Here is a 15079-nt window from a genome sequence, read left to right on the forward strand (position 1 = left end):
TGCCACACTTATGGGCGTTGCGCGTAACTGGTTGAATTGAGTGGAAAATCGGCTGTTGCAATTCGGATTTCCCCTCATACAATCCACAGTTACGCAAACCCACATAAGCACATGATGGCGACTCAGCAGAACAAACGAGCTCCACGCTCCAAAGCGACGAAGGCCCCGAACTCGGGCGCCACGTTCGTTCTGCCGTCGAAAAACCTGGCAGGTAAGGCCAGGGCCAAGCGCCCTGGCTCCGACCTTGACCGCGGTCAGTCCATCTCCAACAGCCTGAATCGCTACGCGGCGAACGCGATTCAGAACATCCGCAATCGCTCCGACATCAACGAGATCATCCGCACGCTGATGCGTGAGGACGGCCTGTTCTCGTCGGCTGCGAACAGCATGGTCTCCCTGGCGGCCGGCAGCGGGTACAGACTGGCCGGCTACGATGCGGCCGGCGCCATGGACCTCAGCGTGATGTCCATGGCCTACAGCATGTTGGATCGCTTCGGCACGCTGCACGACTACAGCCAGGGCTTCAACGACAAGCCCGGTGTGCAGTCGCTGCTGACCACCCTCCAGACCGATGTGATCGGCACTGGCGGGTGCGGTGTGGAGTTGGTGCTGGACAAGGTCTTCGGGCCTGAGCGCCTGGTGCCGGTCGGCTACTCGACCATCACCTGGGAGGCGGACGGGAAGGGTGGTCGCTACCCGACCCAGGACAGTGGGGAGATCAACCTCAACCTGCCGACCGTGTTCGTCGCCGAGCACAACCGTAACGCCGACGAGGCGTACTCGGTGAGCATTCTGCGCCCGGGTCTGTCGCACACGATCAACTTCAACGAGTTCCTCGAAGATACACACCGTGCTGTAAACCGCACTGGCCACAGCCGGCTGATCGCTAGCCTGATTGCTGAGAAGGTGTGGGCCGCGGCTCCGGACGACGTGAAGAACAATCCCGCCAAGCGGGCTGCGTACTTCAACGCCGTCCGGACTGAAGTCGAGGAGGCCCTTGCTGGCCTGGAGCCGGAGGACGCCCTGGTGTCCTACGACTCTGTCGAGTACTCGGTGGAGGACATCGGCGGCAACAAGGCCGACTACAGTGTCCTCCTGACCACCCTCGGCAACCTGCTGGGCGCATCGCTCAAGACTCCGGCAACGGTGTCTGGCCTGCGTGCCAGCGGTGGCCAGGGGTTGTCCAACGCCGAAACCCTGATCTACCTGAAGGTCGTTGAGGCCGTCAGGGCGCCGGTGGAAGAAGTCCTGTCCCGCGCCCTGACCCTGGCAATCCGCCTCATGGGCATCGACGGCTACGTCCGCTTCGAGTTCATGCCGGTGAACCTCCGCCCGGAGGAAGAACTGGAAGCCTACAAGGGCACCAAGCAGAAGCGAATCCTTGAGATGCTCAGCTTCGGCCTGATCAACGACGCCGAGGCCTGCTACGAGCTTGGCATCCGCCCGCAAGGCCTGATGCAGGAGCTCGCCGGCACCGGGTTCTACGGCAAGTCGCAGACCGCGGCCAACGCCGGAACCGGCGACGACCAGGGCGGCGGTAGCGAAGGGGAGCGCAGCAGCTCATCCGGTCGCGCACTCAACCCCGACACCCCCTCTAAATCCGGCGGGAAAGACCAATGAAATTCTCTCTGTGGATGGGCGACCAGGAGTCCCACGCAGCCCTCGACTTCTTCGAGAAGAAGTTCGCCGGAACGCTGCCTGAAAAGCAGGCGTTCCGCGATGACGGCGAGCCGCGCCTGGACAAGAACTTCAACGTCCTGGAAGACCGCAAAGGCCTCTACCTGCTGGAGCGTTTCGGCGACAAGGCAGTGGTCAAGGTGCACGGCTCGCTCACCAACGGCTATCAGTGGTGGCACCCGTACACCTCCGGCCAGGTGACCAGCTACGAAGCCATCCGCGATGCACTGGCCATCGCTGCCGGCGAGCAGGGTATCAACGAGATCTACATGGACTTCGCCACCGGTGGCGGCGGGGTTCGCGGGCTGGATACCGCCTCCGAGGCGATCAGCCGGGCCAATGCCATCAAGCCGGTGTACGCCCACACCGACAGCCACGCCTTCTCGGCCGGCTACTGGTTGGCCTCCAGCGCCCGCCGTGTCACCTCCAGCCGTATGGCTGAGGTTGGCTCGATCGGCACCCTGATGGTGCTGGAGAACTACACCGATGCCGCGGCCAAGGCAGGCATCAAGTACCACGTGTTCCGCGCCGGCGAGTTCAAGGCCATCGGCCTGCCGTTCGAGGAACTGACCGAGGAGCACTCGGCCTACCTCCAGGACAACCTGGAGAAGACCAACAAGTTCTTCCTCGAGCACGTATCCCGCCACCGCAACCTGATGCTGAGCGATAAGCAGCAGTGGGGCGAGGGCAAAACCTTCTACGCCGACGAGGCACTGAAGGTGGGCCTGATCGACCGAGTCACCACCATGGCCGATCTTCTTGGGAGCAGCGCTTCCGCAACCAACCCCATCGACAACCGGAGATTCGAGATGCTCGATGCCGAAAAACTGGCTCAGATTGCGGCCGGCGCTGACCCGAAGGAAGTGCTGACCGCCGAGGAGCTGACCGTCTACCTGGCAAGCCTGGAAGGTGCCGGCGAGCCCGAGGCAAATGGCGAAGGCGCCGGCGAACCGGAAGCAGGTGCTCCCGAAGCTGGTGCCCCGGCTCCGGCCGCTTCTGCCGACCTGGCCGCCGCCCTGAAAGAGAACGGCCGCCTTGAGGTCAAGCTGGAGGCCGCCCAGGCCGACAACGAGGCCCTGAAGCAAGCCCTGGAAGCCCGCGACGCCCAGATGTCCGGTCTGATGGCCGTGGCGCAGGCTGCAGTCGCCAACCTGCAGATGGCCCTCAACCTGCCGAAGGAAGCGAAGGCTACCCCGGCTGAGGTCGTAGCGCAGTTCACCGAGCTGCAGGGGCAGATGGCAACCCGCTTCCCGCGTGGTCAGAAGACCACCACCCCGACCGCCGATTCCACCCGTGCCCCTGCCGGCACCTCGTTCCGTAGCGCATAAGGAGGCCCACAGTGGCTGAGTTCAAGTTCAACGTCCTTACCCACAGCCCGGAGCGACTGAACGTCATCTCCACCAAGCTGGGTCCCGACGTCAACACCAAGTACAGCGACAAGGACAAGCGCAAGGCCGTCAAGATGGGCGCCCTGGCCAACCACGTCCTGTGCGCTGGTGGCGACGAGATCGAAGGCTTCATCGACTCCGTCGATACCGCCACCCAGGATGGCTTCTCCTTCGGCGGTGTGGCCCGCGGCAACCGCGGCTTCCGTGTCGAGGCCCAGGTCGGTGCCAACCAAGGCGCCACCGCCATGAAAGTCGGCGACTTCGTGGTGGCTGACGTCCAGCTCGCTGTCGGCACCAAGGGCCTGCCCCAGGTGAAGACCGGCGCCCCGGCCACCCACAAGTACCGCGTGATGACCGTCAACGGCACCGGCGTAGCCGGCGACGTCGTAGTCCTCGAGCTGCTCTAACCCGATTCATGCCCCCACTTACAGGAGTGGGGGCATCAGTAGATAAGGAACCCGCATGAAAAAGTTTGCTGTGAAGTACTGGGCCAAGGACGAGAAGGGCCAGAAGGTCCTGAAGGAAGTCCCGCTGACCGTCGAGGCCTACAAGCACGCCGCCGAGAAGGGCATGACCCTGCGTCAGTACGTGAAGCACATCGCCCACGACGCCGACTACAGCATGGGCGACCCCCTGGACCAGATGTACGCCCAGTCCGGTCTGTTCGACTCCCAGAAGTTCAACATGCCCAGCATGACCCTGAAGGAGCTGATCGCCGAGCCGCTGGCCGACGGCTTCCGTCGTCCGGATGGCAGCGACAACAGCCTGGGCGCCCGTCTGCTGTACCCGCAGCTGATCCTGGAGACCATGCAGGCCAACGCCATGCGTGACGACGGCAGCGACATCCTGGCCATCTGGGAAGGCCTGGTCTCCACCAGCCGCAACATCAACGGCACCAAGGCAGAACAGCCGATCATCGACACCACCGCTCCGGAAGGCAGCCGCTCGGGTCGCATCGCTCAGCTGGCGGAGCCGGAGACCATCGTCAGCATCACCACTGGCGACAAGTCGTACCGCATCCCGACCAACTCGATCGGCCTGATGATCTCCGACGAAGCCATGCAGGCGACCACCATCGACCTGGTTCGCATCGTGATGGAAGCCCAGTCCCGTGGCGACCGCATCCGCCGTGTGAACGAGATGCTGCGCTCGATGGTGTTCGGTGACGTCGACACCGGCATCGCCGCCCTTCCGGTGACCAAGGTCAGCGAGTTCGACTCGAGCATCACCGTGGCGAACAAGATCACCAAGCGCGCCTTCATCAAGTGGCTGCACGCGATGGAGAACTTCGCCATCAACAACGTGCTGACCAACATCGACACCGCCCTGGACGTCGACGAAGGCCTGTTCCCGAAACAAGGCTCGGGCGACGCCTCCAAGATCAGCACCCCGTGGGGCGGCCTGGATCTGGGCCTGACCGTTCCGAAGGTCACCCCGTTCAAGGCCGAGACCTTCGGCGCCGGCATCCTGGTTGGTGTCGACAGCCGCTACGCCATCCAGCGCTTCGTCAACGTGTCGGCTTCCTACGACGCGATCGAAGAATACGTGATGCGTAAGGCGACCGGCTTCCGCGTCGACTACGGCGAGATGGCCACCCGCCTGATGGACGAGGCCTGGTCCGTCCTGAGCCTGGAACCTTAATGAGCCGGCCGGGGGAGTGATCCCCCGGCCCCTCGGGAGAGCGTGATGGAAGAAAAAGCAGTAGCAGCGAAGGCCGAGAAGCCGGCCAAGAAAGTCGAAGCGGCCGAGTCGAAGCTGGTCAAGGTCGAGAACCTGACCTTCAGCTTCCAGCGTCAGCCGTCCACCGGCATCGTCATCATGGGCAAGGCCACCGCCGAGCTGAAGGATGACGGCTGGCTGGAGAACCAGATCAACGCTCGCATCCTGAAGCGGGTGTAACCGATGACCGTCCTCAACCTGACCACCTTCGACCAGATCCGCGGCGTGCTGACGGTGTCCCCGGCAGACCTGCCTGACTCCGTGCTCGCCTCCTACGGCCTGGAAGACGACCTGGGCGCGGATCTCGACGCCTGGGCCGCCGGCTGGTCATCGGTTGTGGACGCTGGCCAGAGCCGCCTCCTGCGGCTCTATGCCAAGTACTTCTGCGCCGGGTCCGTCGCCAGAACCGCTCAGGTCTTCGTTCTGACCAAGGCCAGCGACGGTTCCAACGAAGGTCAGCGCAGCGACGCAGACGGGTTCCTGTGGCTGTCCGAGACCCTGCTCGCCAAGGCCGCCGGGTTCAAGGACCAGTTCCTCGAGGCCGCCGGAGCCGCTGCCTCCAGCCAGCGGATGACTTTCGCTTCCCGCGTCACACCGGCCCGGGACCCGATCACTGAGGCCCGCAGCTGATGTTCCTGGGACTGGTCGCACAGCGCAAACTCGTCGAGTCCTTCGACGCCTGGGACGAGGCCGCGCAGGCGTTCGTCCCCGGGGCGTTCGTCGGCCGCATCGAGATCGCCGACCGGTTCCTGTCGAACTTCAACAAGCCTCTGCGCCGCCGGATGCTGTTCACCGCGCCCGATGTGGTGTTCCCGGCCAGCCGGACGTTCCGCCACTCTGGAACCGGCGACGTGTACCTGGTCGGCCAGAGCCGCCAGGACGCCACCGCCACCGGCGGGAACCCGCACATCATGCTGACGGTGTGCCACTTGGTCACCGAGGAGCCGAACGGCTCCTCTGGGCTGGCCACGATCTACCGTAAGGCCCCGGCCGGACCAAGCTCAGAACCGGGCTGGCTGGTAGAGACGGAACTGGCCAAGGCGTTCATGGACATCGAGTTCCGGACCAGCGCATCGGAACCGGAAACCTTCGAGGTCCGGGTCCAGAACTTCTTCGGGTTCCTGCCTCGGCACATCGAGTGTCAGCCCTGGGACTTCGTTGAGCTCCAGGGCAAGCGGTTCCGGGTCGTCGATGCTTTCGCCGACTCCGGCCTTGCCGGGCTGCGCGTCGACCAGGATGAGGACCCCCGTATCAATTTCGTGCTCCGCCGGAAGGGTTCTCGAACCTACAACCGGCTGACCCACGAGTACGAGGCCGTCGACACCGTGCACAACGTGACCGGGTACCTGGTCCGCGAGAAGGAGTTCCCGACCTGGTCCTCTGATGCCACGCCGTACCTGGACGTGGTGATCGAGCGGTCCCACATCGGGTTCCAGCCGGTCCCCGACGATATGTCCCTGGTGTACGAGGGTCGGTCCCGAGTGATCCGCCACGTCTCGCTGCAGGCCGGCGAACGACAGTACTTGCTGAGGTGCGAGTGATGGCCAAGGGCAAGTTCCGGGAGCAGGCGGACGACATGAACTTCTCCCTGTCGATGCTGCAGAACAGCGCGATCAAGAAGGCGATGGCTGCCGGCGTGCGCGCCGCTGTGATCACCGACACGGGAGGCCCCTCGACCGTCCAGGACTCGTCGAACGCCGCGGTGCACTGGGTGGTGGTGCCGGACAAAGGCACGCCGAGGGCTCCATGGAAAACAATGAGAGACCTTCGTGCACGCCTGGGCCGCGGAAAGAAGCGGAAGGGAAAGCGGCCACCGAAGGTAGCGGTGGTAGGGCACCGCGGAAGTAACCACGGCAACGGGCGTGGTACCGACGCAAAGGCTCTGGCAGCGGTGGCCAAGTACCTGGCGGCCAGGGAGCGCCGAGAAGTGCTGGACAGGGTTGTTGTCGGCCGCCTGGACCCGGTGCGGAAGTTCTACTTCTACAACGCCATCGAGTCCGGCGTGTTCGGCAAGAAGGGAGAGGACGGCGCCTACGACGACTACGCCGAAAACGCCAACCTCGAGGCCGCCGGCAACGCCGCCGTCGCCGCAGCCCTGAAAGCAGCTGAGGAAGCATTCGTCGCCGGCTTTGCACGGAGCAAGTTCAAGAAATGACCTGGCACACCTCCACCGTGGACGGCGACATCGTCATCCGCGACACGATTTTCGAGAAGGCTGACGCAGCGATGCGCTTCTGCTTTGGCCTCGGCGACGACACCGACGCAGGACAGACCGCCGCTGGACCGCTGTTCAAGCAGGACGGCGACTTCTTCATGTTCGAGGCGGAGATCGTCGACGTTGAGCGATCAGGCCCCAGCCGGTCATCTCCATTCCGGTGCTTCGGCACCCTGGGCGTGAGCCTGATGACGAAGAACAGCAGCCGGGAGCTGTACCACAGAAAACTGCTCGAGCAGACCGCCCGCTGGTTTGCCGACAAGACCATCCGGGGAATCCGGTTCCGATCCTTTCTGCCTGTGTCGACGACCCAGCTGATCGGATTCACGTCGTACTCCGGCGTGATCAACTTCGATTTTGAAATGACCCAGGAGCAATAACATGCCTGTTCGCAGCTTCACCGATACCTCTGCCGTTTCCCTGGCATATGCCCTGGGCGATGGTTTGACTCCTGCCGACTTCTCGGCGAAGACCTTCAAGTTCCTCCCGTACACCGCCGAAGGCTTCCAGATGTCGAAAGAGGCCCAGGCCTCCACCGCGATCACTTCTACCCGCCGCACCTCCGGCTCGAAGAACACCCGTGGCTCCGCGTCCGGCTCGGCCACCGTCGAGTTCGGCGCCGTCGACTTCGTGCGCGACATGTTGAGCCTGGCCCTGATGTCCAACTGGGCCGACGTCACCCCGGGCACCCCGGCCGCCGGCCAGTACCTGATCGACAGCGACGTCAAGAAGTTCATGGCGGTCGAGAAGACCACCAAGTCCGGCCCGCTGGCTACCGATGTCCAGTACCACGAGCGCTACTACGGCACCATGGTCAACGACATGACCCTGGAGTTCGGCGATGCCTCGCTGATCACCATGGCCGTGAACACCATCAGCACTTTTGCCGACTACGCCAACGCGGCGGCCGGTGCCAACGGCCTTGGCGGCTCTCTCGCCACCACCGCCAAGGTGGTCCCGCCGGCCTACGAGATCGCCGACTCCAGCAACAACCTGAAGTCGCTGATCGTCAAGAACGCAGCCGGCGTACCGCTGGAGATGACCTTCTCCGACGCCAGCCTGCAGATCCAGAACAACGTGCGCGAGCAGACCGGCCTGGGCTACGAGTTCGCAGCTGGTGTCGGTGTCGGCAAGGTCGGCGTGTCGCTGTCCGGCGAGGTCTACTTCTACGACCAGACCATCCTGGCCGCGCACATGACCAACCAGCGCCTGTCGGCCGAAATGTCGATCGAGACTGCCCAGGGCACCTACACCATCACCATGCCTAAACTGGTTGCTCAGTCGCCGTCGAACAGCGCCGGCGGCGAGAACCAGGACTACAAGACCTCGGTCACCCTGACCGCAGAAGAAGGCGAAGTCACGATCGGCGGCGAGGTGAAGAACTGCGCCATCGCCATCGTCTTCGTGCCGAAGCCGTAATCGCCCGCCCACAAATCCACATCTGTGGATTTGTGGGCGGCCTTTGAGTAAAGTGGCGGGTATTCGTACCGCCACTTTCAAGGACACAGAAATGCTCGAACTCGACACTCTCGCCGTTGACCCCACTGCCGCCGAAGAAGGCACCTGGGCCAACTTCATGGGTGGCCGTTTCCTGATCGCTCGCCACAACTGCGACAAGGCCAACCAGCTCCGCTCCAAGATGACCCTGGAAAACTGGGACAAGATCACCGCCGGCGACGAGGCCGCCGAAGAACTGGCCCGCGAAATCACCGCCCGTGTCACCTCCGAAGCCATCCTGCTGGGCTGGGAAGGTGTGGCCAAAGACGGCAAGCCGCTGGAGTACACCCCGGAGCTGGGCTACCAGTACCTGATCGACCCGCGCTTCCGTGACCTCGCTCAATTCATCGAGAACTACTCGCTGAACCGCGCCAACTACCGCGAGAAGGCCGAGCGTGAAGTGATCGAGTCGGTAAAGGTTTCTGCCGCCTCCTGATCAAGCACGGGGCGAAAGGCCTCCAGGCGATGAAGACCCTCGAGCAGAAATTCGGGAAGCCTCACCCGGAGCTCGAGGGCTTCAAAGAGCCGCTGCCTCAGTTCAGTTGGCTGCCAGAGTCCTTCTTTCGCCTGCACAGGCGGCGGCAGCACCATGAGTCAGGGTTCCAGCCCTTCCCCTTGCGGGAGATTGCCGATTTCGGCCGGCATGTCCTGCGCCTCGACAACTCCCTCCAGCCCCTTTTCTTCAGGTGCATGGAGGAGACGGACAACGCTGTTCTGTACGACCACTACACGAAGGCCAAAGAAGCCTCGGAAGCCGCCGCAGAAGGCACCAAGAGACCAAAGTCCCGACGTAGGTAGCCTCCATGGCCAAGTTTGAAGTCGATTTTTCTGAAGCGTTCCGGCAACTCGCTGCCTTCCAGTCCCGCCTGGAGACGATGGGCAACGCCCTCGACAAGCTCCAGAAAGACGCCAACAAGCCGAACCTGGCAGCCAAGAAGCTGATCAAGGACGTCACCAGCAACATGGTGGCACTCGAGGGGTCGCTGAAGGGGTATGCCAGCGACATGAAGGCCACGTTGGATGCCCTCGACCGGTCGTCCAACACTGCCATCTCTCAGCTCGGCAAGATCGCCGCGGCCAACCTCCGCCTTACCGCTTCCGCTGACGCCTACTTGGGCAAGAACAAGGAGCTCGAGCGACTCCTGGCTGATACCTCAGCCAAGTCCGCCTTCGTCCGCTGGACAGAGAAGACCCGCAACCTGACCAACGAGCTGGCAGGCGAGAACAAGTACCTCAGCGCGCAGATCAAGGCGCTCAGCACTGAGGAAGGCCGGACCAGCCTCATCCGCCGGGCAACACTGGCGTCGCAGTCGAAGCAGCTCACCGCCGCCCACCAGATGGCCCTGGCGAACAAGGAGCTGAAGCAGCAGGAGGAGCTGCTCGGCGCGATGTACGGCAAGTCCAACGCAGTCCTCCGCGCCCGTATCGCCGAGACCGTCAAGGCCTTCCAGGAGGAGACCAAGCTCGCTGGCAAGTTGGCCGAGACCCAACGTGCCACCGACAGCCTGACCAGCGGAATCCGCCGCCAGATCATCCAGCAGGAGGAGCTGAACAAGGGCATCTCCCAGTCGATCACCTTCCAGCAGCGCGAGCGCAACGCCGTCGACGAGCTGATCCGCCGGCAGGCCAGCCTCAACGGAGGCCTGGCTGAACAGGCTGTCACGCTGAAAGCGGTCAACCAGGTCCGCGAGAAGGAGATCACCGAGGAGATTCGCCAGCAGGCGCAACTTGCTCAGCTCGAGCGACAGCTCCGGAGCCTCAACGGAGGCATGGCCGAGAACATTGCCCGCACCCAGCAGGCCATTCGGGAGCGCACCAAGCAGATCCAGGCCGACGGCAAGGAGCGGGACACCCTCAAGGAGCTGACCAGCGCCGAAGCGATGTCCCAGGCTTCCAACGAGCGTGCGACCTCCGCGCTCAAGGCGAAGAACGCTGTCGCCCTTGAGCTGGCCCGGTCTATCCACCGGATGACCGAGGCAGAAGCTCGTAACATGGCCCAGGCCGAGGCCTTGATCGCGGCAACGAAGCGCCATAACAACGCGCTACTGGAAGAAGCCCGTGCCGCACACGGCATGAGCAAGGCCCAGAAAGAGCTCAACAGCGAGCGGGACAAGGCGGCCAACACCCTGGCCAGGCTGAAGGCCCAGAAGGCTCTGGCCTCCAGCGAGGACGGCCGCGCCATCAGCGTGCTTCGGCAGCAGATCAAGGAGCAAGAGCGGTACAACCTGGTGCTGGCCAAGTCCACCTTGGAGCTGCTCGGCTTCTCCAGCGCCCAGCGAAAGGCGACCATGTCGCTTCACGCCGGCTCCCAGAGCGCTGCTGCACTGCGCGCCGGCCTTGCTGGTCTACAGACCAGCATTGGCATGTACACCAGCTCGACCATCCTGCTGGCGTCGGCCACCTATGCCATGGCCGCCACCCTGCGAAGCGCCGTAGTCACCGGCGCCGAGTTCACTGCGACCATGGCCAGGGCCAACGCGGTGATGAACGCCACGTCCGAAGCGTGGCAGCCGGATGGCATGGCTGCCATGGAAGCTCAGGTGCGAGCCCTGGGCGCTACCACCTCCTACACCGCGAGTGAAGTCGCCGCTGGTCTGGTGGAGCTCGGCCAGGCAGGCCTGTCGACCACCCAGGCCCTGCTTGCCCTGAAGCCAGCGCTCAACCTGGCCCTGATCGGCAACATCACCATGGCTGAGTCCTCGGACATCGCCACCAACGTGATGATGATGTTCCACAAGGAGGCGAAGGACCTCACGAACATCGTCGACATCATGGCGGTGGCGGCGAGCCGATCGAATACCAACATCACTCAGCTCGCCAACGCACTGACCTACGCCGGCCCGGCCGCCCAGTCGGCTAACGTGAGCCTGGAGCAGACCACCGCCGCGATCGCCACCTTGTCGAACAACGGCATCAAGGCGTCCAGGGCCGGTACCGCACTGCGCAGGCTGTTCGTCAGCATCGTCAACCCTACCAAGAAAGGGGCCGCCGTCCTTGACCAGTACGGCGTGTCGGTCAAGGACGCCGAGGGCAAGACCAAGTCGCTGTCCAACATCATCCGCCAGCTCAACGAGAACATCCCGGAAGTAGACCGCCTGGCAGCTATCCAGGATCTTGTCGGGGTGTACGCCACTTCCCCGATCGTGGCGCTGGTTGCTAAGCCGGAGGAAATGGAGAAGCAGCTGCGGTACATCGAGACGGTGGGCAATGCCGCCGAGGAGATGCGCCGCAAAATCGAGGACAACCTCAAGTTCGACTGGAAGCAGGTCACATCGTCCTTCGAGGAGCTGAAGCTCACCGTCTTCGACAACTTCGAGTGGCTGCTGCGAGAAACCTCGAAGTCCATGACGCTGTGGATGAACGAGCTGAAGATGCCGGCCATGGCGTTCGATGCCTCGGGCGCTACGATCAAACTGCCGAACCTGGACCCGTCCAGGATCACCGGCAGCATGGACTCCACCAGCGGCCAGTGGAAGGCGGATGTGGAGAGCCTGAAGGCATTCCGCGAAGCGATGGCTCATACCTTCGCCATCGCGGAGGACGGCACAAACACCGTCTACACCAAGCTCGACATTCTGACCCAGCAGGCCAAGACCTTCGGAACTGTTCTGGCCTTGTCAGCTGCGGGATTCCTGGCGTTCAAGGTAGCCGCCGGCGTAGGCGGGGTGTTCTCGTCACTCTCCCACGACGCAGGGCTGATGGCCACCCACATGGCCATCCTGCGCGACCGCACCCTGGCTGCCGCCGCCGCCAACTCACCTCTGCGCCTATCCATCGCCGCAGCCGGCACCCAGCTGTCAGTGTTCAGGATGCAGGCCGGGCTCGCCGTAGGCGGCATGGTGTCGATGGTACGCAGTCAAGGCGTCGGCACCCTGGCGATGCGTACCTACACCGGCGCCGTGGCGATGGCCACCGCGGCAATGAACGCCTTCACGCTGCAGAACGCCAAGGCCGCGCTGCTCGCCGCGTTCACTGGCGGGGTCAGCCTGCTCACCGGCGCTATGAAAGGCCTTGCTCTCGCCCTCCAGGGGGTTGCCATCGCAGGGCGTGTGGCCATGGCCGCCCTTGGCTGGGCAGGGCTGATCCTTGGCCTCTACTCGGCCTGGCAGGTCTACAAGGAAGCGGACCCGGTCAAGCAGCTCGGCGCCGAGGACGAGAAGGCCAAGGCATTGGAGAACAGCTACCGGTCGCTGACTGAAGCGGTCAACGAGTATGGGTATGCCCGCGAGAGCGCCGCGCTCCGCGGCCAGATCCGTAGCGACCAAGAGCAGATCGACGCCATTGGTAAGCGCCGGGCTGTGCTCGGCGAGAAGGAGGCTGAAGCTAAGGCCCGCGGCCTGGATGTCGACTTCACTCTGGAGTACAGCCTGCTCAAGGAGGAGGAGGCACGTTACCGCCAGTCGATCGAGAACTCCCACGCTGCCCTCAAGGATCGCCTGATGACTCTCGGCGAGGCCGGGGAACTCAGCGACCAGCAGGTCAGGAAAGCAGAGGAGATCAAGGCTGCTGAGGAAGCACGCAAGAAAATCACCTGGGAGTTGTACCACGACGCTGACAAGTACAACGAGGCACTCAAGGCGTCGGACGATCACCTGGCAGAACTGAACCGCCAGCTCGACCAGCTCCGTGGAAAGTCTCAAGCTGCTGCCGTCTCTCTGCTCACCGCGGCTTCCCGCCTGTCCAAGTACCGCGAGGAAGGCCAGAAGGCCCTCAACGCCAACTGGTTCGACAAGAACGCCACCGCCAGCGAGCAATACGCTGAGTACGGCCGGCAGCTGGTTGAAGTGCGCCAGAAGATCGCCGAGGCCCCTGGCAAGAACATGGATGCCAGGGAGCTGGTCAAGCAGGAGACCGATCTTCTCAAGAAGCAGCAGGACCTGATCCCGGAGCTCACCTCTCAGTGGCAGAGTCTGCTGGACACCAAGGAAGAAGCCAGCCTGATCGGAAAGGACGACGCGGCCAAGCTGCCGCTCATCGCCGAACGGCTGAAAGCCGCCCAGGCGTCGCGCGACAGCTACATGGTCAACGGCCAGGCCCCTGCATTCGGCACGAAAGGCTTCTCTGCCTACCAAGCAGCCGAGGTTCGTGTCACCGAGCTGCTGAAAGAACAGGACTCCATCAAGAAGTCGCTCCAGAAGACAGGAGAGAAGATCGGCAAGCAGGCTGACCGCGAGCTGGAACAGGCCAAACAGGCATTCGAGCAGCTGCAGAAGAAGTTTGACCCGGTCGGCGCCGCCAACACGGCGCTGGAGAAGGCCAGGACAGAGCTGTCTCTGCTCCGCAAGAGCGGGGAAATCACCCCTCAACAGGAAGAACGCGCGCTCGTCTACCTGAAGGCCGAGCACAAGCGAGCTGTCGACGAGCAGATTTCCTCCTACATCAGCCTGCGCGAGCAGCAGGACAAGAACTACCGCAGCCTGCGAGAGCTACAGGACGCCTACTCTGGCGGGGACTCGGCTCTGGTCAAGCATGCCGACGAGATGGCCAAGCTGAACCAGCTCTATGCGGACGGCGCCGTCGGAATGCTGGAGTACCTGCGGATCAAGCAGCGTATCGGCGAGTCCAGCCTAAAGACAGCGGCAGATGGGCTTCCCACGGCAACCCTGCCGTCCGACAACACCTTGGCCACGCCCTTCTCCGACGCCTTGAATGTCCACTTGGAGCGTGCCCAGGGCATCCAGACCTTCGAGGACAGAGCCGACCAACTGGAGATCGACAGGCACAACGGGTACGCCGCGATCAACGAGGAGTACCTGAGCCAGAAGGATGCCGTCGACGCGCTGTTCGAGAAGGAGAAGAACGAGGCCGATCACCAAGCACGGATGCTGAAAATCCAAGCGGATGCGCAGCGTAAGCGGGACAGCTTGAACGCGGAGTACACCAGGGCATCGAACCTTCAGGCGGATAAGCGCGCTGACTACGAGCAGCAGATGGGCATGCTGATCATGTCCTCTGCCCTTGGCACAGCCCAGGATCTGCTCAGTGCTTACGCCTCGGTGGCTGAGGACGCTACTGCAGGGCAGAAGGCTGCGTTCGCCGCTATGAAAGCGCTGGCCATTGCACAGATCATCGTCAACACCGAGGTGGCCGCTTCCCAGGTGGCGGCAGACATGACCATCCCCTTCTTCGGGATGAAAGTCGGCGCCGCCGCCGCCATCCGGGCCATGGGCTACGCCTCTGCCGGCATGGTTGCAGCCACGGCCATCGGCCAGCTTGCCGGCGGAGGCGGGAAATCCTCCGGTGGTAGCTCCTACTCCGGTGCCTACGACGACGGCGGGTTCATCCCCTACAACTCCTACGGCATCGTCGGCGAGTACGGCCCCGAGATCGTCCACGGCCCGGCCAACGTGACCAGCCGTAAGGAGAGCGCGAAGCAGATGGGCGGAGGAGGGGAGTACAACATCACCCTGGCTCCGCAGATCGTTATCAACTCCGACTCCGGCCAGAGCGCCGCGCCGGCAGATGCTGAGAAGCAGGCTCGCCAGATGGCAGAAACCGTCCGGTCGGCAGTCATATCCACCATGAAAGATCAGATGCGGCCCAACGGCGTTCTCGACGCCTGGCTGAGGGCCAAGAGGTGAGC

The 15079-nt window shown here is 63.4% G+C and carries 13 protein-coding genes; all 13 read left to right on the forward strand.

Features of this window, described 5'->3' with window-relative positions; translation table 11 throughout:
• Positions 1–111 precede the first annotated feature (111 nt).
• Complete coding sequence (locus tag RA210_RS09365; RefSeq protein ID WP_201486232.1) at positions 112–1620, forward strand: hypothetical protein; 1509 nt, start codon at positions 112–114, stop codon at positions 1618–1620.
• Positions 1617–3005, forward strand: coding sequence for a S49 family peptidase (locus tag RA210_RS09370; protein ID WP_201486233.1), 1389 nt, complete (start codon positions 1617–1619; stop codon positions 3003–3005). Before RA210_RS09365 ends, RA210_RS09370 begins: the two co-directional genes overlap by 4 nt.
• Positions 3006–3016: 11 nt before the next feature.
• Positions 3017–3472 carry a hypothetical protein gene (locus RA210_RS09375; protein WP_201486234.1) on the forward strand — a complete coding sequence of 152 codons (456 nt, stop codon included), beginning with the start codon at positions 3017–3019 and terminating at the stop codon, positions 3470–3472.
• 55 nt (positions 3473–3527) lie between these two features.
• Positions 3528–4706 (forward strand): hypothetical protein, encoded by a 1179-nt coding sequence (locus tag RA210_RS09380; protein WP_201486235.1) that lies wholly within the window; start codon positions 3528–3530, stop codon positions 4704–4706.
• Positions 4707–4751: 45 nt separating this feature from the next.
• Positions 4752–4964 carry a hypothetical protein gene (locus RA210_RS09385; protein WP_201486236.1) on the forward strand — a complete coding sequence of 71 codons (213 nt, stop codon included), beginning with the start codon at positions 4752–4754 and terminating at the stop codon, positions 4962–4964.
• Positions 4965–4967: 3 nt separating this feature from the next.
• Complete coding sequence (locus RA210_RS09390) at positions 4968–5414, forward strand: hypothetical protein (protein WP_201486237.1); 447 nt, start codon at positions 4968–4970, stop codon at positions 5412–5414.
• Positions 5414–6325, forward strand: a complete 912-nt coding sequence (locus tag RA210_RS09395; RefSeq protein WP_201486238.1) for a hypothetical protein — start codon at positions 5414–5416, stop codon at positions 6323–6325. The genes RA210_RS09390 and RA210_RS09395 overlap by 1 nt, the downstream gene beginning before the upstream one ends.
• On the forward strand, positions 6325–6939 hold the full coding sequence (locus RA210_RS09400) for a hypothetical protein (RefSeq protein ID WP_201486239.1): 615 nt from the start codon (positions 6325–6327) through the stop codon (positions 6937–6939). Before RA210_RS09395 ends, RA210_RS09400 begins: the two co-directional genes overlap by 1 nt.
• The gene (locus RA210_RS09405) at positions 6936–7379 is read left to right on the forward strand and encodes a hypothetical protein (RefSeq protein ID WP_201486240.1); all 444 of its coding nucleotides are present in this window, start codon (positions 6936–6938) and stop codon (positions 7377–7379) included. The genes RA210_RS09400 and RA210_RS09405 overlap by 4 nt, the downstream gene beginning before the upstream one ends.
• 1 nt (position 7380) lies before the next feature.
• The gene (locus RA210_RS09410; RefSeq protein ID WP_201486241.1) at positions 7381–8418 is read left to right on the forward strand and encodes a phage tail tube protein; all 1038 of its coding nucleotides are present in this window, start codon (positions 7381–7383) and stop codon (positions 8416–8418) included.
• A 91-nt stretch (positions 8419–8509) separates the two neighbouring features.
• Complete coding sequence (locus tag RA210_RS09415) at positions 8510–8932, forward strand: hypothetical protein (RefSeq protein ID WP_201486242.1); 423 nt, start codon at positions 8510–8512, stop codon at positions 8930–8932.
• A gap of 29 nt (positions 8933–8961) precedes the next feature.
• Positions 8962–9294, forward strand: coding sequence for a hypothetical protein (locus RA210_RS09420; protein WP_201486243.1), 333 nt, complete (start codon positions 8962–8964; stop codon positions 9292–9294).
• A gap of 5 nt (positions 9295–9299) precedes the next feature.
• Positions 9300–15077, forward strand: a complete 5778-nt coding sequence (locus RA210_RS09425; RefSeq protein WP_201486244.1) for a phage tail tape measure protein — start codon at positions 9300–9302, stop codon at positions 15075–15077.
• Positions 15078–15079: the final 2 nt, after the last annotated feature.

It is taken from the genome of Pseudomonas sp. OF001 (assembly GCF_904426495.1).
Lineage (GTDB): Bacteria > Pseudomonadota > Gammaproteobacteria > Pseudomonadales > Pseudomonadaceae > Geopseudomonas.